Source organism: Thermophagus xiamenensis, assembly GCF_900112795.1.
Taxonomy (GTDB): Bacteria; Bacteroidota; Bacteroidia; order Bacteroidales; family Marinilabiliaceae; genus Thermophagus; species Thermophagus xiamenensis.
This window is the reverse complement of the sequence record NZ_FONA01000014.1, coordinates 82,652-107,702: the sequence shown is the minus strand read 5'-3', so window position 1 is coordinate 107,702 and position 25,051 is coordinate 82,652. Positions and strand designations below refer to the sequence as shown.

The window sequence follows — 25,051 nt, the reverse complement described above, 5'->3', positions numbered from 1 at the left end:
GAAGGTTAACCATTTGGGTGAAAATTTAAAATTAAATATCGCCTTTAAAATTAATACTTTCAACACAATTATTAATTCCTATTACATAATCCGGGTTTATAACCAAAACAGAATTTAGTCATAAGCATGAAAAATCCCTGTGGTTACACCAATAAGTCGGGACCACAGGGATTCGGTTTTTATCAACAAAAAATATAATAAATGACCTTTATTTTCTGACAGGAGGTTTTTTCATGGCTCTGGAAATAAAATATAGCCCTGCCAACACAAACGGAATACTTAATATTTGTCCCATATTGAGGGCCATACCTTCTTCAAAAGCTTCCTGATTCTCTTTTACAAATTCGATGAAAAAGCGAGCGGTGAAGACACCCGTCAGGAAAAGGCCAAAAAGGAGTCCCTGCCTGAGGCGCGCCTCAGTTCGCCAATAAAGGTACATTAGAAAAGCAAATATTACCAGATAGGCCAAAGCCTCATACATCTGACTGGGATGCCTGGGCAACTCAGGGTTTTCGACCGATGCTCTCAAAAAGCGGAATCCCCAGGGAAGATCGGTGACAGTACCCACAATTTCAGAATTCATCAGGTTTCCCGACCGGATAAAAACGGCTGCCAATGCCACCGGGACCACCAATCTGTCGAGGGTCCACAGCATAGATCTTTTGGAAACCTTTTTTGAAAACAGATAGATGGCGATAAGGATACCGATAGCCCCGCCATGGCTGGCCAGTCCGCCATGCCAAATGGCCAGAATTTCACCGGGATGTTGTGAATAATAGTCCCATCCGTAAAAAAAGACATGCCCTAACCGCGCACCAATAACCGTAGCCACGACCACATAGACAAAGAGTTTGTCGAGCCATTGTTCGGGCGCTGCCTCCCGCTTGAACATACGTTCCATAATATAGTATCCCAACAGGAAGGCGATGGCGAAAAACAGTCCGTAATACCTTACCGACAAGGGACCCAGAGAAAAGATCTCCGGGTCGGGATTCCAGGTGATATAATTAAATAGAAACATAATCCAACTGTTTTAAAAGATGCGACCAATAAAAATTAAGCGTTTTTGCCATGACAATGTTTATACTTCTTCCCACTACCACAAGGACAAGGATCATTACGCCCCACTTTTTTCTCGACACGAATAGGCTGAACTTTTTGTTCTCCTTTAGGTGCTGCTCCCTGTGGTTTTCTGCCAGGCATACCTCCGGGTATGCCGGCTCCCGGGATTTCATCTTTTTGCAGTTTCAGCCTACCCAGATCCTGTCTTCTATGTTCTTCGGCCTGTCTGATCTGAGATGCATCGCGGATGGGAATATGTGCCTTAGCCAGTGCCGACACCACCTTACGGTTAATCTCATTAATCATCTCTTTAAAGAGATTAAATGATTCAAACTTATAGATCAATAAGGGATCCTTTTGTTCGTAAGAAGCATTCTGCACCGCTTGTTTCAGGTCGTCGAGTTCGCGTAAGTGCTCTTTCCAGGCTTCATCAATGGTCAGCAGCAAAATGTTTTTGGAAAAAGATTTTGCTAAACCTTCACCATTCGTTTCGTAAGCTTCCTTAAGATTGGTGATTATTTGATAAACCCTTTGACCATCAGAGATAGGCACAACGATGTTTTCATACACCTGCCCTTTATTTTCATAAACATCCTTTATGACGGGGAAGGCTTGATGTGCGATGGTATCCATTCGCCGCTGGTAACTTTCCCAAACCTTTTTGTACAGACGGTCGGTAAGGACCTCCAGGCTGGCTTGAGAAAACTCTTCCTGATCGAAGGGCGAATCAACGGAGAAGGTACGTACCAGCTCCATTTTAAAGCCTTCAAAATCATTATTTTTTTGGTATTCATCGACAATAGCTTCGCAGGTATCGGCAATCATATTGGCAATATCGACCTGAATTCGTTCACCATAGAGGGCATGTCGACGTTTTGTGTAAATGACTTCCCGTTGCGAATTCATCACATCATCGTACTCAAGGAGGCGCTTCCGGATGCCGAAGTTATTTTCTTCCACCTTCTTCTGTGCCCGTTCGATGCTACGGGTAATCATTTTATGCTGAATCACCTCTCCTTCTTTAACCCCCATACGGTCCATGTATTTGACAATTCTGTCGGACCCGAAGAGGCGCATCAGATTATCTTCAAGAGAAACGAAGAATTGAGAAGATCCGGGGTCCCCTTGCCGTCCGGCCCGCCCGCGTAACTGACGGTCCACTCTTCGCGATTCGTGTCGTTCGGTACCGATAATTGCCAAACCTCCGGCTTCTCTCACTTCCGGCGACAATTTAATGTCGGTACCCCGTCCGGCCATATTGGTAGCGATGGTAACCACCCCTTTATTTCCGGCATCGGCAACAATTTCGGCTTCGCGTTGGTGATGTTTGGCGTTCAAAACATTATGCTTAATGCCTCTGAGTTTAAGCATACGACTCAGTAATTCGGAGACTTCAACAGATGTGGTACCCACCAATACAGGCCGTCCGGCCTTAACAAGATTGTTTATTTCTTCAATAACGGCATTATATTTTTCGCGGGTAGTTTTGTATACCAGGTCGTCATAATCTTTCCGAATAACCGGTTTGTTAGTAGGAATAACGACCACATCCAGTTTGTAGATATCCCAGAACTCACCGGCTTCAGTTTCGGCCGTACCGGTCATCCCGGCCAGTTTTTTATACATCCGGAAGTAGTTCTGCAAAGTGATTGTGGCATAAGTTTGAGTAGCAGCTTCAACCTTAACGCGTTCCTTGGCTTCGATGGCCTGGTGCAAACCGTCGGAATAGCGTCGCCCTTCCATGATACGACCGGTTTGCTCATCCACAATTTTCACTTTGTTGTCCATCACCACATATTCCACATCTTTCTCGAACATGGCATAAGCCTTCAACAACTGATTAACGGTGTGGACACGTTCAGACTTGACGGCATAGTTTTGCAGCAGCTCATCTTTTTTGGCCACTTTATCCTTATCGCTAAGGGAAGCATCTTTTTCAATGGCGGCAATTTCGGAGCCAATATCAGGCAAAACAAAGAAATCGGGGTCATCGCTGGAGCCGGTAATAAGGTCGATACCTTTTTCAGTGAGTTCTACCGAATTTGTTTTTTCATCGATAACAAAATAGAGGGGGTCGGTAACAATGTGCATGTTTTTATTGTTCTCCTGCATGTAGAAGTTTTCGGTTTTCAACATGCGTGCTTTGACCCCCTGCTCGCTTAAAAATTTGATAAGCGGTTTGCTTTTGGGTAATCCTTTGTAAGCCCTTAAAAGCAAGAGAGCTCCCTCATCCTGTACTTTAGAGTCATCCGATTTTAATTTCTGCTTGGCTTCGGCCAATATTTTTGACACCAGTGCTTTTTGAGCCTCAAAGAGCTTTTCAACTTTGGGTCGAAACTCCATAAAGAGTTCATCTGCCCCTTTATTGGGAACAGGCCCGGAAATAATAAGAGGGGTACGTGCATCATCAATCAGCACGGAATCGACCTCATCCACAATGGCGTAATTATGGGTTCGTTGCACCAAATCCTTTGGTGAAATAGCCATGTTATCGCGCAGATAATCGAAGCCAAATTCATTATTGGTACCGTAGGTAATATCTGCCCGATAGGCTTCACGTCGCGCTTCCGAGTTGGGTTGATGTTTGTCAATGCAATCGACACTCAACCCATGGAATTGGTAAATAGGCCCCATCCATTCGGAGTCCCGTTTTGCCAGATAATCGTTAACGGTGACCAGGTGCACACCCCGACCCGTAAGGGCATTAAGGAAAACCGGCAAGGTAGCCACCAGTGTTTTACCTTCACCAGTAGCCATTTCGGCAATTTTGCCCTGGTGAAGTACGACGCCCCCAAACAGCTGGACATCGTAATGGACCATATCCCAGGTAATTTTGTTACCACCGGCTTGCCAGGAGTTATGATAGATGGCCTTATCGCCTTTGATTTCTACGAAATCTTTAGTGGTTGCCAACTCACGGTCAAAATCGGTAGCAGTTACTTCGATGGTTTCATTCTCCTTAAACCGTCGGGCTGTCTCCTTTACGATGGCAAAGGCTTCAGGGAGTTTGTCGTTAAGAACCTCGTCGAGCTTTTTTGTAATATCGTTTTCCAGCCTATCGATTTCCTTGTAAATATTTTCGCGTTCTTCAATGTCAAGCTTTTCAGCTTCTACGCGCTTTTTTAGTTCTTCAATTTTGGCTTGCTCATCTTTTACTGAACCCTGTATGGTAGCCTTTAACTTTTGAGAACGCTCACGCAACCCATCATTGGAAAGCTTTTCCAATTCGGGAGAAACTGCTTTTATTTTTTCAACAATAGGCAGTATTTGTTTTTTATCACGTTCGTACTTACTGCCAAAAAGTTTTGTCATTATCTGGTTTAAAACCGGCATAATTCAAATCTGTTTTAATTATTAAAATTAATCTCGAACAAAAACCCCAAAACAACTCTAAATCAACATTAAAGTGAAAAGAGCAAAAGTATGACATCTATTACAACAGAATTAATCATACTCACCCAACTTCGGCGTTCATTGATTGAGAGATAAATAGTCCGGGAACTTTTGTGGCCTTTTTGTTAAATATTAATAAGACGAAATGGTTTTGTTAACTTCATTCAGGAAAAAAAAGCAAGAGGACCGGCCCTAATTTCAGGACAAAGCTCAAAAGTAGCTAAGAAAAGAATATCGCAATCCCCCCTCCCCAAAAATGTGGTGGTAGGTTGAGAAGTAGCAAAAGTTAAGTTATTTACCGGTAAAGCTACCGGCATTTTACTATTAGAGAAACCTTTAATAACAGGTATATATAAACTTTCCGAAATATTAATATCCCAAATCGGATCAGAGAATGAAAGGGCGGGAATTGAGGGCAAAACCAGTGCAAGGCATTGTTCCTGACATCTGCCATATGTAACCGACAGGCAATAAGCATTCCCTTCTCTATCCGCATCGCATGATTGTGAAAAAACATTTTTAGCGGACCGGTCCGGAATTAAATTGGCTTCTGTAGAATACCCAACGGTAACATAAACCGTAAGTGTCACTCCCAGAAGAGTAAGACAACCTATTTCGGAATAATTTCTCACAAAAAAACACCTATTGATTTCAAATGGTAAAGATGTTAAAAGTTTTGCAAACAGAAACCTTTTTTGGTGCTTTTTTATTATTAAGACACCATTAAAACAAAATAGTATTCTCGTAAAAGCTATTATTCCTATAAATATTAAGCTGAGGTATAATTAATGGATTGAAGCAGTTAGAAATTTAGAGGAAGAATCAGAGAAAAAGTGTTTTTCCAAAGTAGCCAGGCTCGTTTTTAAACCAAGCAGCTAACCAAAAGTCAGAATAAAACAATTCACGCTACGGCGATAAAATTATTTAGCAGGTTCCTTGCCTCAGAGGGTGTAGAGGTCTGCATAAGCTGGCTCCTAAGTTCCGCTGCACCATTAAATCCGGAGATGTAAATTTTAAAAAACCTCTTTAAAACCGGAAATGCTTTAATGCTTGTACCCTTTTTTTCAAAAAGGTTTATGTGAGTCAATAAAGTATCGACACGCTTTTGAATGGAAATTTCCTGAGGCAGCTTTTCTGCAAAAAGCCAGGGATTAGAAAATATGCCCCTGCCAATCATTACCCCATCGGTTCCATATTTCTTAATATTATTATGGGCCTGTTCGAGAGAAAAAACATCACCATTCCCGATAATGGGGATCGAGAGACCTTTAGAATTTCGAATAGCCACAGCACGGGCAATTTCATTCCAATCAGCATCCCCTTCCGACATTTGTTTTTGTATGCGACCGTGTAAGATAATGCCATCTAAGGGTTGTTCGAGGAGGAATGAAATCCATCGTTCTGTATCCACTATTTTTACCCCCAATCTGGTTTTAACACTAACGGGGAGGGAAGTAGCTTCACGCGTTGCCGCTATAATCTCAGCAGCAAGGGGTTCATCATCAATCAAAGCGGAACCACAACCGTTGGCCACCACCTTGCGCACCGGGCAACCCATATTGATATCGATACCGTCAAAAGCCATCTCTTGGGAAATCATTCGCACAGAGTCATAAAAATGGGTAGGATTATTTCCCCAAATTTGTGCAACAATTTTAACCCCTTTTTCTTTCAACAAAGCCCTTTCCGTATCGCTCACATAAAGCCGATGAATGGTAGCCTCCCTGCCCTTGGGATGGCATAATCCATCGGTAGATGTAAATTCAGTAAAAACCACATTCAAGGCACCCGGATTAGTATTTCTCAATACCACCTCCCGAAAAGCAGTATCGGTAACATCTTCCATTGGTGCCAGCATTAAGAGTGGTCGCTGTCCGGAGGTCCAAAAATTTTTTGAAACATCAGGCATAATTGCTATCTCCTTATTTCCTCCAATGTATTCACACAGTCCTCACAGCAACATCCGTGATGCTTTTCAAAACACTTATCACATTGGATAAAAAGTTTATGGCATTTGTCATTGGCACAATTTCGGTGCGTGTCGCATGGGTCCCCGCACTGATGACAACGACCAATAACATCATCAGTGATCCGTTCTCCCAGTCGTTCATCAAAGACAAAATTCTTTCCAATAAATTTTGATGGCAACCCTTCTTTTTTTATTACATGAGCATAAGAAATAATGCCACCATGCAATTGGTTAACATCTTTAAATCCATGATGTCGAAGCCAGGCACTGGCCTTTTCACATCTGACACCACCGGTACAATACAACAGAACTTTTCGATCTTTTTTGTCTTTTAATTGGTCAACAACGATTTTAATTTCATCACGAAAAGTCCTGGCATCGGGACAAATAGCATTTTTAAAATGTCCAACTTCACTTTCATAGCGGTTACGCATATCAACCACCACCACATCCTCTTTATCCACCAGCTGATGAAATTCCAAAGGTGAAAGCCTGTTCCCAACATTGGTAACATCAAAAAGACGCTCGTTAAGACCGTCAGCCACAATCTTTTTTCGAACTTTTATAACTAATTTGAGAAACGATTTTCCATCATCTTCTACAGCCCAATTAATCCGCATCCCAGCTAATTCGGGGACCGAATCCAGATGGTTCAATAAGGCTTCAATATTATGCTCCGGAACGCTCATTTGAGCATTAATGCCTTCGTTGGCCACATACACCCGGCCGTAGCATTTCAAACGATCCCAGGCAATATAAAGTCGGTCACGCATCTCCCGGGGGTTATCAATATTTACATAGCGATAAAAAGAAAGCGTGCGTCGACGAAAAGTCTCAGAACGTAACCGAGCTTCCAATTCGGGTCGGCTTAATCTATTATATAACAGCATCTTTAATCTCTTTTACCTTTTTAGTTTAATCAGGGCAAAGATAAGAAAGATGATTTTTCGGACAAAAAAATCCTAATTGAATAAAATACTGGCTCAGGTCTATTTCTGCAACAAGGACCAAAATTGAATATCAAAAAAATTGAAGATTCAATTAAAATTTTCAATTTTGTAGTCCTATGGTAATAATGTAAAACTGAAAGGTAAAAGTAAAATAAAAACCAAAACAATGAAACGAACATAACCTGGAAGATTTGTCACAATAAGAACATGTATAAAATACTGAGGAAGAAGTGAACAGACAGAAAGAAGGAGAAGTTTTTAGTGATTAGAATTGATTTACTATTAAACTAATGACCAATTTCAACAATCAACAGCGCAATAATTTAAGTAAATTTAATACGAATTAAATTCAAGTCGACCATGAAGCAACCTTTTACTATTATTTCGTCTCATGATTGAAGTGATTCTGAAAACACAGGACAAAAAAATTAATTACTAAGTTAAAAATTAGAAAAATGGAGTAACTCTTGCAATAAAAGTCCATAGAATAACATAATTGGTTAATTCAAGAAAAAGTATTACACTCATTAACCCATAAAAAATAGAACCATGACACGAAAAACCTTAATCTTGCTCTTTTTTTACCTATTATTTTTCTCCTGGGGTATTAATCCCGTTATTAACGGTCAGGAAAATATTTGTAAGAAAAAACTAAATGGAGTATTTACAGGAACCTTTCCCTGCCTGGATTGTCCCGGCATAAAAGTAACGTTAGTAATCAAAGAAGATGGAACTTATGAGTTAACCAAAGCTTACCTGGAAAAAAACATAGCACCAATCATCGAAAAAGGGACGGTACAATGTACCAACAGTAAAAAAACGCTTTTACTCAATAGTACCAATCACAATAAGACGATTATCCGTATCAGAAAAAACGGTTTGTTGTTAATGGATAGCAGCATTAATGAATTTAATACAGGAGAAGAAAATGACTATTTTCTTCGGATAGAACGCACAACTTCTCCAAGCATAGAAGATTCCATTCAACTATCAGCGCATAAATGGCAATTAAGAGAACTTTCTAAAATATCATTAAAATGGAATCACTCTTCCAACCAGTCGCCCCATATACAATTCCATACTAATAACAAAAAGATATATGGTTTTTCAGGATGCAATACCTTCTCGGGAACTTATAAATTGGGACTAAACAATACAATTAAGATAAGCGAAATCATAGCAACCAAAAAATTTTGCACAAGCACCATGGAGGTTGAAAATGCCTTTCTGGATATGCTTAGGCAGAGCCGTTATTATTCTTTGGAAAATGCTTCATTAATACTAATGGATCAAAACCAAAAAGCCCTAGGCACTTTTAAGATGCAAAATCTTTAGGAAAATAAAACAACAAATGAAACGGCATGACATGGCAAGTTTTTCACAATAAGAACATGTATTATTTAGGCAGAAGTATACAGGCAGAAGGCAGAAGAAGTTTTTAGTGATTAGTGAACAGTAATTAGTGCTGGTTACATTAATGACTAATGTTAACCACTAAAAACCAGCATTAAATTTCATTCATCCAACACCTTTAACAAATCTATACAAATAAATTAACCGGTTTTATTTCCAATATTTTTGAGTTCATCCCAGTTAATAATTTCAATATTTTTACCAAAACATCGAATAATACCCTGATGATGCAATTTACGAATGGCACGGGAAAGAGAAGGCCTGGCCACACCAAATAATTCGGCCAGTTCTTCATGCGTTTTACTTAAAAAGATGCGGCCATTTTTATTTTGGATATTATCCTGCTCAATGAGAAAATGCGCCAGTTTGCCTTGAAGGGTTTTAAAAGAAAGAAATCTTAGTTTTCCGGAAATAAACTGGGCTCTATTGGAAATGGCGTTCAGAAAATTAATCAGAAAAATTTCGCTGTTGTGCATTAGTGAGACCACAGATTTTTTTGGAATTACCAGCAATAAGGTAGGCACAACAGCACTAACAGTAACCGGATAACGGTTGTTTTGGCCAAATAAGAAAGCCACGGCCAAAGGTTTAGGTGGGTAAATTTCTTCAATTTTTAAAACTTTCCCGGAAAAATCGATCATCTCACCTTTTACTCTACCTTTTAAAACAATTTGAAGTGCATTGCAAACTTCACCAGCAGAAGCTATTAACTGCCCTTCGGAATAGCGTCGGTATTGGCAAACGACACTCTCTAGCAATGTCTTTATCTCCTCTCTGGTGAGCCCATTAAATAAAGGCGTATTAAAAATTTCTTCATTCATCTTTACGGCTAATTTTTTGGGTAACTGTTTCTTTACTACGCTTTGCTTCTGTTTTCCAACCCCTGGATAAATTCAATTTTATTGGAAAAATATCCATAAATGTAACAAATGTTACAAACAAAAGAGTTTTTTGTCCTTTTATTTGCATTAAAATAAAAGAACGAAAGATAACATCAAGAAAAATATGATACGAGAAATAGTACAAATAGATGAGACACTTTGTGATGGATGTGGAAATTGTATTCCTAACTGTCATGAAGGAGCGTTGGCGCTAATTGATGGGAAAGCGCGGCTGGTAAGTGAACTCATGTGCGACGGCTTAGGTGCCTGTCTAGGGCATTGTCCGCAAAATGCCATCACCATTGAAAAAAGAGAAACCCAACCTTATAATGAAGTTGAAACAATAAAACAAATGGTAAGCAAGGGTAAAAACACTGTAATAGCCCATCTGAAACATTTAAAAGAGCATCAACAAAAGCAATATTTACAGGAAGGGCTTGAATACTTACAATCCATAAAAGCAACGTTGCCTTTTGACATAAAGGATATAATTAAAGAATTACATCATCCAGGTTTGCAACTTATAAAAAACGACCATGGCGGAGGCTGCCCTGGCTCTAAAAGCATTAGTATTAAAAGGTCGGGGACCAACACACAAATGACAGAAAAACTAAATCAACCCTCAGAATTACAACAGTGGCCTGTACAATTGCATTTAGTTAATCCTGCTGCAGATTACTTTCGAGGTAAAGATTTGCTTCTATCAGCCGATTGTGTGGCCTTTACCATGGGCAATTTTCATCATAAATTACTAAAAGGAAAAATGTTGGCTATTGCCTGCCCTAAACTGGATCAGGGAATGGAAATTTACTTGAAGAAGCTTACACACTTAATAGAAGAAGCCCAAATTAATACCTTAACCGTGGCGATGATGGAAGTTCCGTGTTGTGGTGGATTATTGAATTTAGCTCAAAAAGCAGCAACAATGACCTACCGAAAGGTTCCTATAAAAAAAATTATTGTTTCAATTGAAGGTGAAATACTTAAAGAGGAATGGGTATAATTCTCTGTAGAATAAAATAATTATTACCCCCCCCTTCCCACATGAAACGAATCTGACCAGGAAAACACGGCACTGCCCGATTGTATGTAAACATATGGTCATGTGAGTTCCATAAGAACAATGAATTAACTAAAATATTGAATAACATAATACTATTATCCATTAAAAAAATAACCATGAGTATGTTTTGTTTTCAGTGTCAGGAGGCGGCCAAAGGCGTTGGCTGCGAAATAAAAGGTGTTTGCGGCAAAACATCTGAAGTTGCCAATTTACAAGATTTATTGCTGTATGTTACAAAAGGAGTGGCGTGGTGGAGTAATAAGGCAGAAGAGGAAAGCATTGATACGTCAAAGGCATCTAAATACATTATCGACTCAATGTTTATTACCATTACAAATGCCAACTTTGACCAGAACAAGATAATAGAGCAAATAAAAAAAGGTTTTCGAATAAGGTCTGAGGTCGCTAAACAGGTAACATCCGTAAAAAACGATATTCCGGAATGTGCCACCTGGCAAGCAGAAGAGGATGAAGCCCTGCTTGAAAAAAGCACTAAAGTTGGAATTCTGGAGCATAAAGACCCAGACATACGTTCCCTAAAGGAACTGCTGACCTATGGCTTGAAAGGAATGGCTGCCTATGCAGAACATGCATGGAACCTGGGTTACATAGACAAGGAGGTCAATGCTTTTCTAAAAAAAGGATTGGCGGCAACAGTTGATGAAACTTTAACCACCAACGACCTCTTATCATTGGTTTTGGAATGTGGTAAGTATGGTGTAGAAGTTATGTCATTACTGGATAAAGCCAATACGGAGAGCTACGGTCATCCGGAAATGACATCAGTAAACATAGGTGTTGGCAAAAATCCCGGTATTTTGGTAAGTGGTCACGACCTCAAAGATTTAGAAGAGTTACTCCAACAAACAGAAGGAACAGGGATTGATGTTTATACCCATAGCGAAATGTTACCTGCCAACTATTATCCGGCCTTTAAGAAATACAAACACTTTGTAGGAAATTACGGAAATGCCTGGTGGCAACAAACTACTGAATTCGAACGATTCAATGGCCCCATATTGCTAACCACCAACTGTTTGGTTCCGCCCAAAGCAGGCTACAAGAATCGTATCTACACCACAGGTACAGCCGGTTTCGACGGGTGTGTGCACATTCCGGAAAGAGAAAACGGCAAACCGAAAGATTTCTCTATACTGATTGAACATGCAAAAAAATGTAAGGCACCTGAAGAACTTGAACAAGGTGAAATAGTTGGAGGCTTTGCTCACCATCAGGTTACAGCGTTGGCCGACAAAATTGTTGAGGCAGTAAAATCAGGAGCAATAAGGAAATTTGTAGTAATGGCAGGATGTGACGGCCGTGTTAAAGCCCGCAGCTATTATACCGATTTTGCTACGGAATTACCACAGGATACAGTAATTCTCACTGCCGGATGTGCCAAATACCGTTACAACAAGCTACCGTTGGGTGATATAGGTGGCATTCCCCGGGTTTGGGATGCAGGACAGTGTAATGATTCCTATTCTCTGGCAGTAATAGCTCTGAAACTAAAAGAAATATTCGGCCTGGAAGATATTAATCAGTTACCAATAGTTTACAACATTGCATGGTACGAACAAAAAGCAGTAATTGTCCTGCTGGCTTTGCTTTCACTAGGCATAAAAAATATTCATCTGGGACCAACTTTACCGGCATTTTTATCACCCAATGTAACCAATATATTAGTAAATAATTTTGGTATTGGTTCTATTTCAGATGTTGAAAAGGATATTGCAGAGATGATAGCTTAAAAAGATAAATAAGCAGAGGTGTCTAAAACAATGAGATATTGTATAATGCTCTGGTGAGAATTTAAATAATTTATTGCCTCACGTTTGTTTACAGGGTGATTGCCCAGAAGCACAGATAAAAAAGACAATTTAGACACCTTCTTATTTTTAATAACAATAGAGATGGGCCTTAAGGATATTGGCCAATCTCTATTTTTTACTGTCAGAGGCTTGAGTAAGTCCTCTGAGAACCATTTCAGCAGTTGCAGGATTGGTGGCCAAAGGGACATTGTGAACATCGCAAATACGCATAAGCATGTTTATATCCGGTTCATGGGGATGCTTATCCAAAGGATCCCGAAAGAAAAAAACCGCCTGAATTTGGCCTTCAGCCACTTGTGCGGCAATTTGGGCATCTCCGCCTTTTGGGCCGGATAAAACTCTGCGTACCTTTAAACCGGCATTTTGTGCATGAGTACCCGTGGTGCCAGTAGCAATAATATCAATATTAGCCTGATGTAAAAAATTGTAGTGTTTATTCAGGAAAGAGACCATTTCGGCTTTTTTCCCATCATGTGCTATAACTGCTAATTTCATTCCTAATGTTTTAAATTAATTCTTAAATCGTAAAATTATAAAGTGATTGAATCCAAAAATAGTAAAATACCCTCGCCCATTTCCCAAAACAACGATAAAAAAACAAAAAAAAGTCTGACCTCCATCAGTAAAGAGGCCAGACTTTTTATATTGTTTGAAAACGTATCTTAAATTAAAAAAATAAAGAGAAATTATTCAGAAACTACTTCAAAGTCAATTTCAACCTTAACATCTTTATGCAATTTAATCTCGGCTTTGTAGTTTCCTACTTCTTTAACACTATCATCAACAATAGAAATATTCTTACGCTCGACAGAAAAACCTTTTTCAGTAAGGGCTTCAGCAATTTGAATATTATTTACTGAACCAAAGATTTTCCCGGTAGAACTGGTTTTGGCACCAATAGTAACCTTAGTACCTTCTAATTTTTTAGCCAGTTCAAGCGCTTCGTTGCGAATTTTTTCCTCTTTATGTGCTTGCTGTTTTTTATTTTCAGCGAGCACTTTTTTAGCAGATTCGGTAGCCAGGATGGCAATTCCTTTTGGAATAAGATAGTTGCGTCCATATCCCGGTCGCACCGTCACTATATCGTTTTTATGGCCCAAATTGGGCACATCTTCTTTTAAAATTACTTCCATCGTATTATCCTCCCTGGTTTATTTCATCAAATCGGTTACATAAGGCAGAAGCGCCAAGTGACGCGCTCTTTTTACCGCTGTTGCCACTTTTCTTTGGTATTTAAGAGATGTCCCGGTAATGCGTCGAGGTAAAATTTTACCCTGCTCGTTTAAAAATTTTTTCAAAAATTCGGGATCCTTGTAATCGACATACTTAATACCATTTCTTTTGAAGCGGCAATACTTTTTCTTTTTGATCTCAACCGACGGGGGGTTTAGATATCTGATTTCACTTTGATTTTGTGCCATGGCTTATTTCTCCTTTCCTTCTTTTTGCTGAATTTTACTTCTTCTTTTTTCACTATATTCAATAGCGTATTTATCCATTTTAAAAGTAAGAAATCTGATTACGCGCTCATCACGGCGATAATTGATTTCCAGCAATTCAATAAAAGAGGGATCGGCTTTAAATTCAAATAATTGATAAAAACCGGTTGATTTTTTCTGGATGGGGTAAGCCAGCTTTCGGAGGCCCCAGTTCTCCTCATGGACAATTTCTCCCCCCTGTTCAAGAATCAAATTCCTGAACTTTTCCACCGTTTCCTTCATCTGAGCATCAGACAAAACGGGAGTTAAAATGAAAACGGTTTCATAATGATTTTGCATAAACACTTAAATATTTAAAATTGAACATCATTTTAACGCGCCGCAAAAGTAGTGCATTTTTTTTATACAGGCAACTTTAGGGCCCATATAGTCCTGAAAAATTATGCATTAATACCTACATTCAATTACCTTTAGGGTTTAATTATGATCTCCAAAATACTTCATAAACTGAACGCGTTCAAACACTTCAGCATTCTCAGGCATCATTGACCGACCCAATTTATGAATATCCTGAATAGAAGCCAGATTCTTTTTCACCATCCAGTTTTGGAGGCCTGACAGTAAATCTCTGACAAAACCTGCACCGTTTTTATACAATGCCGAAACAACCTGAACACTATCGGCACCGGCTAGCAACATTTTAAACAATGTATCAGCCGAATGAACGCCACCTGAAGCACAAAGGTCGCATGTAACCTGCTCTTTTAACATGGCTACCCACCGTAAGGTATTAGCATAATCACGTGCTGAAGAATAAACGGGACCCGAAATAATTCGGTCGTTTTCCAAATCAAAATCAGGCGAATAGAAGCGGTTGAACAAAACAACTCCCTCTACGCCCAACAAATCAAATTTGGAAACCACATTAGCCAAATCGGTAAAATAGGGACTTATTTTTACAGAGACAGGAATGGTTACATATTCCTTAACACGTTTAACAATTTCCAAATAACTTTCAATAATTTCGCGGGCTTCAATTTGAATTTTAGAGGGTATCCGATACAAATTTAATTCCAAGGCATTAACACCGGCTTCTTCCAACAATTTGGCATAAGCAAACCACTCACCAACCGAGTAACAATTAATACTGGCAATCACCGGAACATCACATTTCGATTTAATATCATCAATCAATCGTCTATAGCCATCAAACTTATCTCGTTTTAGTTGATAATCGAAATAGTCGAGAAATTCCAAATTGTTGTCGGCATGTCCCAATCCCTCTTTCAAATTTTTTTCATATTCCATAATAATCTCTTCTTCGAAAAGAGACTTTAAAACAATTCCCCCAACCCCTTTGTCAGCAAGATTGAGGATGGAATCAGCGGTTCCGGTAAGGCCACAACTACCCACCAATAAAGGGTTTTTAAGTTCCAACCCGAGATATTTTGTTCTTAAATCACTCATAATTCATATTTTTTTCAGCTTATTTATTGGCTAAGACCAATAAACACCAATTGCTAATCATTTTGAAAAAAAAATAACTGAAAAAACAAACAAATAAACAGACGTTAATAATCACGGATATCTTTATTCTTTTACTGAACTTTCAAGATTTTTAGATAACTGTTGATCCATGGCATTGGCCGCCTTTCTTCCATCGCCCATAGCTAAGATAACGGTAGCCCCACCTCTAACGATATCACCGCCGGCAAACATAAAAGGAACCGACGTTTGAAGGCTCTCCTGATCTACTTCCAAAGTACGCCACGAAGTAGTCTTCAAATCAGGCATAGACTGGGGTATCAAAGGATTAGGTGCCACTCCAACGCTTACTACAACAGTATCAACGTCCAACAAATATTCATCCCCTTCAACAGGAATTGGTCGTCGCCTCCCACTGGCATCAGGTTCACCCAATTTCATACGCTGAACTCTTATTTGGCGCACATACCCTTTGTTATCACCTAAATATTCAATGGGATTCTGAAGCGTCAAAAATTCAACCCCTTCTTCTTTCGCATGTTTGATTTCTTCAACACGGGCCGGCATCTCCTCTTCTGAGCGACGGTAAATAATCATAGCTTTTTCAGCTCCTAAGCGAAGAGCGGTACGTACGGAATCCATGGCCGTATTTCCTCCGCCAATAACCGCCACTCTTTTCCCTTTCAGAATCGGGGTATCACTATCTTCTTTATTAGCCTCCATTAGATTAACCCGGGTTAAATATTCGTTAGAACTCAAAATGCCAACTAAATTCTCTCCGGGGATACCCATGAATCTAGGCAAACCGGCACCACTACCCACAAAAAAACCTTCGAACCCCTCCTGTTTAAGCTCTTCAATGGTAGCGGTTTTTCCAACAATGAAATTGGTTTCAAATTTTACTCCCAGTTTTTTTAGACTCTCAATTTCAACATCAACAATGTTGTTGGGAAGGCGAAATTCCGGGATTCCATATTTTAAAACTCCGCCGATTTCATGAAGTGCCTCAAAAACGGTAACATCATAACCACGTTTAGCCATTTCCCCTGCAAAAGACAATCCTGCCGGTCCGGAACCTATGCAAGCAATTTTCTTATTTTTAGAAGCAGCCTTCTTAGGAATGGATATGTTACCTGTCTCTCTTTCGTAGTCGGCGGCAAATCTTTCAAGGTAGCCAATAGCAACAGCCGGCTTTTTTAATTTGCGCGTATAAAAACAATTGGCTTCACACTGCTTTTCTTGTGGACAAACCCTTCCACAAACAGCAGGTAATGAGCTGGTTTCCTTCAAAACACGGGCAGCCTCCAGAAATTCTCCACGTTCTATATTTTTAATAAATTTAGGAATATTAATACCCACCGGACACCCCTCAATACAAGTAGGCGTTGGACAATCAAGACATCTGGAAGCTTCAGTCATAGCTGCTTCGGAAGTCAAACCCCGGTTAACCTCCATAAAGGAGCGACGCCGTTCCGAAGGGTCGGCTTCGGGCATTTTTACCCTTTCAATAGAAGTTCTATCCTTATTTTTAATTTTTTTTCTTAACTCTATACGCCAGGTAGTTTCACGTTCCTGTTTCAATATATTTGCTTTATCCATGATAAATTTCAACTTTTATTGTTGCATTCTGTTGTACCTTTCATAAGCATTTTTTTCAAAATCCTTGTACCCGTTAAGTCGCAAAAGCATCTCATCAAAATCTACTTTATGAGCATCAAACTCAGGTCCATCCACACAAACAAATTTTGTTTTCCCATCAACGGTGACTCTGCAAGCACCACACATACCAGTCCCATCAACCATAATGGTATTAAGGCTTGCAATAGATGGGATACCATGTTTCCGAGTTACCTCAGCAGCAAATTTCATCATTATAGCCGGGCCAATTATTACCGCTTCATCAATTTTTTCCCGAGCTATTACTTTTTCCATTCCTTCAGTAATAAGGCCTTTTTCGCCATAAGAGCCATCATCGGTCATGATGAGCACATCATCAGAATATTCCCGAATTTGCTTTTCCAGAATAATCAAGTCTTTAGTACGTGCTGCAAGTACTGAAACCACTTTATTCCCGGCTTTTTTAAAAGCTTCGACAATGGGTAATAAAGGTGCAACTCCAACTCCGCCGCCACAAGCCAAAACCGTTCCCACCTTTTTTACATCGGTAGCTTGACCCAATGGACCCACCAGGTCTGCCACACATTCTCCCGGTTCCAGGTCAGTAAGCTTCTTAGAAGTAACTCCGACGCGCTGGACAACCAGAGTAATAGTACCCTTGTCTACATCGGCCGAGGAAATGGTAAGAGGTATGCGTTCCCCTTTTTTATCCACCCGTACAATTACAAAGTGGCCGGCACGCCGTGCTTTTGCAATTCGAGGTGCCTCAACCTCCAAACAGACAACATTTTCTGAAAAAAACTCTTTTCTGACAACTTTATTCATCCGTATAAATATTATTTAAGTTATTGGTTGGATGGAACTCGCATGGCTTAAGTTTATACATGTTCTTATTGTGGAAAACATTCTTGCCATGCTCGTTGCATTAGTATATAATTTACTTAACTTATTGGTCTAATGGGACTTAAAATTAGGCATTAGTGGTTAGTCATTAGTCATTAGTCATTTAACACTAACCACTTGTTGACTAATGACTAATCACTAATGACTATTGACTTCTTCTGCCTTCTGCCTGTGCACCTCTGCATCATTAATTTTTTTTACACGACAAATTATTGCTACAACAAAACAAACAATAGTTTAGTACAAAGTTTCGAATTCAATAATGAAATCGTAAAAGACTTCAAATAGAAAATGATTTGACCTTCCAAAAACTCGAACAAAAGTAATAATATCCTTTGTTGAAGACAATGTTAGAGAAATACTTGAACTAATTTACAATGCATAAAAATAAGAAAAATAAAAATCCTTTACTGGGAATAGAACGAGATATAAATTTATTCAAATGAATATCACTAAAAGAAAAAGTTAGTTTACCTTTTCACTAAGCAGGTATCATATAGTAAAAGAGTAAATTGAAAAAAAGAAATCAGAAAAGTTAAATAAAAGAAGAAATTAACCGAAGAATTCAGGACATTGGCGAGTCCCAATCTTCATAGAAATCAAACTCATTATCCTCCTCTTCATCCGGAATGGACCTCTTTTGCGGCCCTTCTTTTCTAAAAACCATCGCCACAATCATCCCGGCCAAAGCACCCCAAAGATGTGCTTCCCACGAATATTCAACTTGCCATTTCATTGGAATTAATCCCCAAAAAAGGCCTCCATATAAAAATGTCACCAAAAGTGAAACTGCGATTAAGGGGACATAATTGCGAATAATGCCACTAAAAAAAAGGAAAGAAGCCAAGCCATATACCAGGCCACTGGCGCCTATATGCCAGGCATCTCTGGCGCCAAACCAAAGCCAGACACCTGATAATAAATAAATCCAAATAAAAACTTTTAAGGCGATATCGCTGTACACATAAAATAATACGCTTCCCAAGACAAGGAACGGTCCCGCATTGGCAGCCCAATGCCCCCAGTCGGCATGAATAAAAGGAGCGGTTATAATTCCCGGCAATCCCTCCAAGGACAAAGGCTTCACCCCAAGAAAATGCCAATCCCCATTTTCCAGAGACTCCACCAAACGAACAGTAAACATCAAGAAAAGGATAAATAACGGAAATACCGTACTATATAATATCCGCTTTCTTTCAAATTTCAAATCATCATGCATTCATCAGTATAAAATTAATCAAATTTAATCTAATGGAACTTAATATTAGTTTTTAGTGATTAGTTCATTTGTCATTAGTTATTTAACACTAACCACTTGTTGACTAATGACTAATATTGACTTCTTCTGCCTTCTGCCTGTGCACTTCTGCATCAATTTATTAGTCAATTGACCCTATGCAATAAAAACTTTAATTCACTGGAAAAGCTCTTAATATCTTCTTCAGAGGTATCAAAGGAGGTCATCCACCTTACTTCGTTACGCACTTCATCCCATATATAGAAAAAATATTTGTTCTGCAGTGGTTCAATTATATAAGGTGGGATAATAGCAAAAACACTATTGGCTTGTACCTTCTGTGTGATTTGCACACCTTCAATAAGTTCCAACTCGTTTGCCAATAAATTGGCCATTCGATTGGCATGCGCAGCATTTTTTCGCCACAATTCATCTTTAAAATAGGCTTCATATTGCGCTGCAATAAACCTCATCTTGGAATGCAGCTGAGTTGTTTGCTTTCGAATATATTTAACGTTTGCCACCAAATCAGGATTAAAGAACACAACGGCTTCGCCAAACATCAAACCGTTTTTTGTTCCACCAAACGACAGTACATCAACCCCTACATCAGTAGTAAGATTTTTTAAACTACATCCCAAAGCAGCTGCAGCATTTCCTATACGTGCTCCATCCATATGTAATAAAAGCCCTTTACTATGGACAAATTCTGCTAATGTTTTTAATTCATCCAATGAATATAAAGTTCCTAACTCAGTAACCTGAGAAATGGAAACAACGCCTGGCTGTGCATGATGCTCGAAACCGAAACCATGCAAGTGCGTTTCTAAAAGTTGTGGGGTTAATTTCCCATCAGGAGATTTTACGGTTAATATTTTACAACCGGTATGTTTTTCGGGGGCACCACATTCATCAACATGGATATGTGCAGTTTCGGCACAAATAATTGAGTTAAAAGGTTGCGTCATTGCTTGAAGTGCCACAACATTGGCACCAGTGCCATTATATACAAAAAAAACAGCAACGTCGGGACCAAAAATATTTTGGAATAGCTTTTCAACACGAGCGGTTACCTCGTCACCACCATAACCGACCGCATGTTCTTTATTAACTTCTGTCAAAGCCTTCATGATCTCGGGATGAACACCCGAATTATTATCGCTTGCAAAACCTTTCATCCGTATAAATTTTACTTACTTTATTGATATATTGCTTCTTAAAAGTAGTCATTAGTGTTTAGTCATTAGTCACTTGTCCATTAGCACTAATGACTGTTGACTAATGACTATTGACTTCTTCTGCCTTCTGCCTGTTCACTTCTGCCTCAGCATCACTTAACCTTTTGTTGTCAAGGCTGCCGGATTGGTTTAATTTCTTTTTTATCTTCTTGCATGAAAAACCAGCAAGGGGGTAGTTGAATGGAACAACATTTTCTTTCCCAACCCCTGACTAAACATTCGGGAAAAAATATTTCGCCGACGAGTAGTAAGACTAATAATATCGATATGTTTGTCACGAACATATTTTTCGATTCCCACCTCAAAATCCTCATTTTCAATAATATCAAAATCAATTTGAGTATTGGGGAATTTTTCTGCAGCAAATTTTTTGAGTCCGTCCAATTTTAAATGATTCCATTTCCCTGTACTTTTTTCACAGACATGTGCTAAATTAATAGAAACGGCCAAAGGTTTAACCAATTTCTCGAGCTTATCTAAGGCAACGAAATCTGATTCCTCAAAGTTAGTGGCATACAATACTTTTTTCAATTCATCAATACCTTTGTATTCAAAATCTTCCGGAACAGCAAGGACGGGAACACGAGCACTTTCCATTACTTCGGCGGTAACAGAACCTATTAAATCAGAGGCTTTCCGGTCTTTACCTCGGGTTCCCATAATAATAACGGTAGGCTCGTATTCATCACTAAAACGAATAATTTCGTCCTCGGCAACTCCGCGGAGTAATTTACTACGAATGGTTACATTATCAATTCCTTTGTCTTTTTTCCGAGTTTTTAAATGTGTTAAAAACTCTCTCATTTCATCTTTGGCTTTGGCCTCCAGGTCGACCATTAGCTCATCCATACTGGTATCGTACACATAGGCCTCTGCAAATGGAAGAGTATTGATAATAGGATTATAAAATACATGCAAAACGGTTAATTCTGCATCTAGTCGGGCCGCCCAATCGAGGGCCATTTCAGCTGCTTTGGTCGAATAATCGCTATAGTCGACCGGCAATAAAACGCGAGCCTTAGGCGGCCTTCCCCGTTTCTTTTCTTCTACTTTTAAGAGCTCGGGCTTTTCAATTTCTTCCATAATTTTTATGGCTCTTTCAAGATCCTGTTCCCGTATTCTGATTTTAACCCCGTCGGAAATAGCAGCCTGAATCAGGTTTACATTTTCCAGGAAGCACTCAATGCCCTCATTATTTAACAAAGAGCGTATTATTTCGGCATGCTCGTAAGTGCGTGTTGCCAATGTTATTATTTTTTGCTCTTCCATTTTTATATTTAATTAATTAATTGTTCTGATGAAGCCATGACATTTTGTGCTATGTGATAGAGTTAGAATGTTCACAACCTTGTTAACCCCATCTTTGGTTTTATCTGCCAACTCCCCTTTCACCTCCAAATCTCTCATCTATCAGCACCTTTAAAATAATAAAAAAAAATCAAAACATATAGCCCAAACGATAAATGAATTAGTTTTTATGATGTATATCTTGGGGTTACCAAGTTCAAATTATTAAATTAAACACTGTAAGCATATTGTTCGAAAATTATTTAAAACTCAATAAAATTAATCGGTTGAAAAGAGACTTACGCCCCATCGAGCCGAGAAACGTCGAACACGCCCTTAATATTATTAATTTTTCGCATTAACAAATTAAGAGATTGCTTATTATCAACAAAAACAGAGAGCCTTCCTTCAAAAACTCCATCATTGGACTCCACGTTTATAGAACGTATTTTAAGTCCCATATCTTTAGAAACAACCTGCGTAATGTTTGTTACAATGCCTATATTATCTTCGCCGGTAATTTTCAATGATGCCAGATAAGACCCACCTGTTTCTCCCGTCCAACGAGCTGGGACAATGCGGTATCCATATTTTTCCCGCAGATCAGGGGCATTAGGACAATTGGTTCGATGGATACGAATTCCCCCTCCAACAGATACGAAACCAAAGATATCATCACCCTGAATAGGATTGCAACATTTAGCAAGTTGAAAATTAATGTTATTCAAGTCTTTATCAATGAGCAAAACATCATGCACTTTTTCTTCATCTTGCTCTATCAGAGGCACAAAATTTTCGGCACTACGTAACCCTTGTTGCTGGTCCGTTTGCTCCTTCTCTTTTTCTCGGTCTTTAAGGATAAATTCCTTTATTTCAACGGCATCCAGTTTGTCTTTCGCAATATCACAAAAGAAGTCATGGACCGATTTATACCTGAAATGCTTAACTAATTGCCCTATCAATTGATCGGTAAGCTCCATTTTCCAGTTTTTGAGCCTCCGTACCAACATCTCCCGACCAATTTCGGCCTCTTTAAATTCGATATCCCGCAAAGCCTGTTTTAACTTTGTACGGGCACGGGATGTTGACACAATATTTAACCAATCTCTTTTAGGCTCCTGATTAGAAGAGGTCAAGACTTCTACCTGATCGCCGTTTTTAAGCTCATATTTAAGCGGTACATTTTTCTGGTTAACTTTAGCACCCACACATTTTTTCCCTACTTCGGAATGGATATCGAAGGCGAAGTCCAGGACCGTTGCACCTTTAGGCAGACGGCGTAAATCACCTTTAGGGGTAAAGACAAACACCTCTTCATCATAAAGATTTAATTTGAAATCATCAATAAAATCGGAGACGTTAGCTTCAGGATTTTCAAGAATTTCCCTAACATTATTCAACCATTGGTCCAGGCCCTTTTCACTTTTAATACCTTTATAGCGCCAATGTGCGGCTAAACCTTTTTCGGCAATTTCATCCATTCTTTTCGTACGGATTTGCACTTCCACCCACTTATGATTAGGGCCTAAAACAGTGGTATGGAGCGATTCATAACCATTACTTTTCGGGACCGAAAGCCAGTCACGCAACCGGCTGGGGTTAGGTTGATACTTGTCGGTAACAATAGAGTACACTTTCCAACACTCAGCTTTCTCGTTTTTGAGGTCGGTATCAATAATGACTCTGATGGCAAATAAATCATAGACCTGCTCAAATTCCACATTTTGTTTCCTCATTTTATTATAAATGGAATTTATGGTCTTAGTACGGCCTTTAATTTCGCACTTAATACCCTGTTCCGCCAATTCTTTTTTAAGAGGTGCTATAAATTCCTTTATGTAGCGATCCCTGGCTCGTTTGGTTTCATTTAATTTCCTGGCAATAAATTTGTACATCTCCCTGTTGGTATATTTCATCACCAGGTCTTCCATTTCCGACTTAATGTTATAAAGACCGAGACGATGAGCCATGGGAGCATATAAATAGGAAACTTCTGAACAAATTCTAATTTGACTTTCTCTATCGTACCTATCAAGGGTACGCATGGTACGTAAACGGTCGGCAATGATAATGAGAATTACTCTAACATCTTGAGCAAAAGTCAATAATAATTTCCTAAAGTTTTCTGACCGAATAGCCGGATTGCGATTATATAATTCAGCAACATTCGACAACCCCTCCATAATCATTACCACATGGTCATCAAACTGTTGTTTGATTTCTTCCAGAGTAATTTCACCGTTACGAAGCACATCATAAAGCAATGAACACATAAGTGAGGTACGCCCCAGTCCTATCTCTTCAACAACAATACGAGCAATTTCAAGTGAATGCAAAAGTGCAGGAGTTCCGGATACACGTCGAATATTCTTCCCTTTTCTCAAAGATATATCAATGGCCTCACGAATCATTTTCACCTCTTCGGGTTTCACGATGCCTTCGGATGCTTTTAGTAAAGCTTTATAGCTTTTCAATATTTCATATCTTTCCTGAGAAGTAACAGGTTTATTCAAATCATGCATAACATATCTTCTTTTTTAAAGGTAAAGATAAAACAATCCCTTAATGGTTCGGATCAAAATAATGTTAAACTCATTTTATTCCCAAACCCATACAATATAAAAACCCAATATTCTAATTTTTTATACTGACATATTCTTTATGGTTGGTATCAAATTTGTATGAAACATGCTAAAAAATTGTCATGTTTTTGACCCGACATTTTATCAGAGCTGTTCAAAAATATAAAACACATACTTTCATATATGGCTAAAAGTAGTCAAATAAAATTATTGAACAGAATTATTTCACCAGTATAAATTAATTTACCTCATAGGACTTATGAGACTCACAGAGCTTAAGTTAATACATGTGCTTGTTGTATTTAACCTTACTTGATCGTGTGATCGTGTCCGTTTCATCCAAATCAGAAAAGTTGGGGATTAAAATAAAACAATCAGTTACTGAGCGATACATTTCGGATATAAATCTGAAAATTGCAGGTTTAGCGGCATTATCGGCAATTTCATCGAAAAAATTCCTGAAAAACTTTATTATATTTAGTATTTTTAAAACGTGAAGTTCATATGCACAATTAGGAAAAGAAAATTGCATCCAGAAATAAATAAGAATTAAATATATCATGATGGTTTGGCATATATTTTATAGAGCATAAGAAGAAAGAAACAGGCAGGCGAGTAAATGAGGTAGAACCCTTAGCCAATTGACCATTTGGGCAGTTATGGGTGACTGATTAATTTAGAATAATCTTTTCCATCAATT

The 25,051-nt window shown here is 38.9% G+C and carries 20 protein-coding genes; 3 read left to right on the top strand and 17 right to left on the bottom strand.

What is annotated here, in order from left to right:
- Nucleotides 1-208: 208 nt before the first annotated feature.
- The 5 genes from lgt to trhO all read right to left on the bottom strand — a co-directional run bounded on the left by lgt (nucleotide 209) and on the right by trhO (nucleotide 7,314).
- Nucleotides 209-1,021, bottom strand: coding sequence for a prolipoprotein diacylglyceryl transferase (gene lgt / locus BM130_RS09900; protein WP_010527865.1), 813 nt, complete (start codon nucleotides 1,019-1,021; stop codon nucleotides 209-211).
- A gap of 35 nt (nucleotides 1,022-1,056) precedes the next feature.
- The gene (gene secA / locus BM130_RS09895) at nucleotides 1,057-4,374 is read right to left on the bottom strand and encodes a preprotein translocase subunit SecA (RefSeq protein ID WP_237706141.1); all 3,318 of its coding nucleotides are present in this window, start codon (nucleotides 4,372-4,374) and stop codon (nucleotides 1,057-1,059) included.
- Nucleotides 4,375-4,619: 245 nt separating this feature from the next.
- Nucleotides 4,620-5,087 (bottom strand): hypothetical protein, encoded by a 468-nt coding sequence (locus BM130_RS09890; protein WP_010527863.1) that lies wholly within the window; start codon nucleotides 5,085-5,087, stop codon nucleotides 4,620-4,622.
- A gap of 269 nt (nucleotides 5,088-5,356) precedes the next feature.
- The gene (locus BM130_RS09885; protein ID WP_010527862.1) at nucleotides 5,357-6,364 is read right to left on the bottom strand and encodes a tRNA dihydrouridine synthase; all 1,008 of its coding nucleotides are present in this window, start codon (nucleotides 6,362-6,364) and stop codon (nucleotides 5,357-5,359) included.
- A 5-nt stretch (nucleotides 6,365-6,369) separates the two neighbouring features.
- Nucleotides 6,370-7,314, bottom strand: coding sequence for an oxygen-dependent tRNA uridine(34) hydroxylase TrhO (trhO, locus tag BM130_RS09880; RefSeq protein ID WP_010527861.1), 945 nt, complete (start codon nucleotides 7,312-7,314; stop codon nucleotides 6,370-6,372).
- Nucleotides 7,315-7,923: 609 nt separating this feature from the next.
- Here trhO and BM130_RS09875 point away from each other — a divergent pair.
- Complete coding sequence (locus BM130_RS09875) at nucleotides 7,924-8,709, top strand: META domain-containing protein (RefSeq protein ID WP_010527860.1); 786 nt, start codon at nucleotides 7,924-7,926, stop codon at nucleotides 8,707-8,709.
- 218 nt (nucleotides 8,710-8,927) lie between these two features.
- Here the strand turns inward: BM130_RS09875 and BM130_RS09870 are convergent, their stop codons facing one another.
- Nucleotides 8,928-9,608, bottom strand: coding sequence for a Crp/Fnr family transcriptional regulator (locus tag BM130_RS09870; protein ID WP_010527859.1), 681 nt, complete (start codon nucleotides 9,606-9,608; stop codon nucleotides 8,928-8,930).
- Nucleotides 9,609-9,792: 184 nt separating this feature from the next.
- Here BM130_RS09870 and BM130_RS09860 point away from each other — a divergent pair, with 184 nt between their 5' ends.
- Together BM130_RS09860 and hcp are read left to right on the top strand one after the other, a co-directional pair.
- Nucleotides 9,793-10,671, top strand: a complete 879-nt coding sequence (locus tag BM130_RS09860; protein WP_010527858.1) for an ATP-binding protein — start codon at nucleotides 9,793-9,795, stop codon at nucleotides 10,669-10,671.
- A gap of 176 nt (nucleotides 10,672-10,847) precedes the next feature.
- Entirely contained in the window at nucleotides 10,848-12,482 is a 1,635-nt protein-coding gene (hcp, locus tag BM130_RS09850; protein WP_010527857.1) for a hydroxylamine reductase, read from the top strand.
- A gap of 189 nt (nucleotides 12,483-12,671) precedes the next feature.
- Here hcp and BM130_RS09845 read toward each other — a convergent pair whose 3' ends face one another.
- The 11 genes from BM130_RS09845 to BM130_RS09795 form a co-directional block, all read right to left on the bottom strand.
- Nucleotides 12,672-13,058, bottom strand: a complete 387-nt coding sequence (locus BM130_RS09845) for a methylglyoxal synthase (RefSeq protein WP_010527856.1) — start codon at nucleotides 13,056-13,058, stop codon at nucleotides 12,672-12,674.
- Between the two features lie 191 nt (nucleotides 13,059-13,249).
- Nucleotides 13,250-13,696, bottom strand: coding sequence for a 50S ribosomal protein L9 (rplI, locus tag BM130_RS09840; RefSeq protein ID WP_010527855.1), 447 nt, complete (start codon nucleotides 13,694-13,696; stop codon nucleotides 13,250-13,252).
- A gap of 18 nt (nucleotides 13,697-13,714) precedes the next feature.
- On the bottom strand, nucleotides 13,715-13,984 hold the full coding sequence (rpsR, locus tag BM130_RS09835; RefSeq protein ID WP_010527854.1) for a 30S ribosomal protein S18: 270 nt from the start codon (nucleotides 13,982-13,984) through the stop codon (nucleotides 13,715-13,717).
- A gap of 3 nt (nucleotides 13,985-13,987) precedes the next feature.
- The gene (gene rpsF / locus BM130_RS09830) at nucleotides 13,988-14,341 is read right to left on the bottom strand and encodes a 30S ribosomal protein S6 (protein ID WP_010527853.1); all 354 of its coding nucleotides are present in this window, start codon (nucleotides 14,339-14,341) and stop codon (nucleotides 13,988-13,990) included.
- Nucleotides 14,342-14,479: 138 nt separating this feature from the next.
- The gene (locus tag BM130_RS09825) at nucleotides 14,480-15,469 is read right to left on the bottom strand and encodes a dihydroorotate dehydrogenase-like protein (RefSeq protein WP_010527852.1); all 990 of its coding nucleotides are present in this window, start codon (nucleotides 15,467-15,469) and stop codon (nucleotides 14,480-14,482) included.
- Nucleotides 15,470-15,592: 123 nt separating this feature from the next.
- Nucleotides 15,593-17,086 carry an NADPH-dependent glutamate synthase gene (gene gltA, locus BM130_RS09820; protein ID WP_010527851.1) on the bottom strand — a complete coding sequence of 498 codons (1,494 nt, stop codon included), beginning with the start codon at nucleotides 17,084-17,086 and terminating at the stop codon, nucleotides 15,593-15,595.
- Between the two features lie 15 nt (nucleotides 17,087-17,101).
- The gene (locus BM130_RS09815; RefSeq protein WP_010527850.1) at nucleotides 17,102-17,929 is read right to left on the bottom strand and encodes a sulfide/dihydroorotate dehydrogenase-like FAD/NAD-binding protein; all 828 of its coding nucleotides are present in this window, start codon (nucleotides 17,927-17,929) and stop codon (nucleotides 17,102-17,104) included.
- A 643-nt stretch (nucleotides 17,930-18,572) separates the two neighbouring features.
- Entirely contained in the window at nucleotides 18,573-19,226 is a 654-nt protein-coding gene (locus BM130_RS09810) for a rhomboid family intramembrane serine protease (RefSeq protein ID WP_010527849.1), read from the bottom strand.
- A 164-nt stretch (nucleotides 19,227-19,390) separates the two neighbouring features.
- Nucleotides 19,391-20,422 (bottom strand): threonine aldolase family protein, encoded by a 1,032-nt coding sequence (locus BM130_RS09805; RefSeq protein WP_010527848.1) that lies wholly within the window; start codon nucleotides 20,420-20,422, stop codon nucleotides 19,391-19,393.
- 201 nt (nucleotides 20,423-20,623) lie between these two features.
- On the bottom strand, nucleotides 20,624-21,751 hold the full coding sequence (locus BM130_RS09800) for a universal stress protein (RefSeq protein WP_010527847.1): 1,128 nt from the start codon (nucleotides 21,749-21,751) through the stop codon (nucleotides 20,624-20,626).
- Between the two features lie 317 nt (nucleotides 21,752-22,068).
- A complete protein-coding gene (locus tag BM130_RS09795) occupies nucleotides 22,069-24,291 on the bottom strand; it encodes a RelA/SpoT family protein (RefSeq protein WP_010527846.1) in 2,223 nt (740 codons plus the stop codon).
- Nucleotides 24,292-25,051 lie beyond the last annotated feature (760 nt).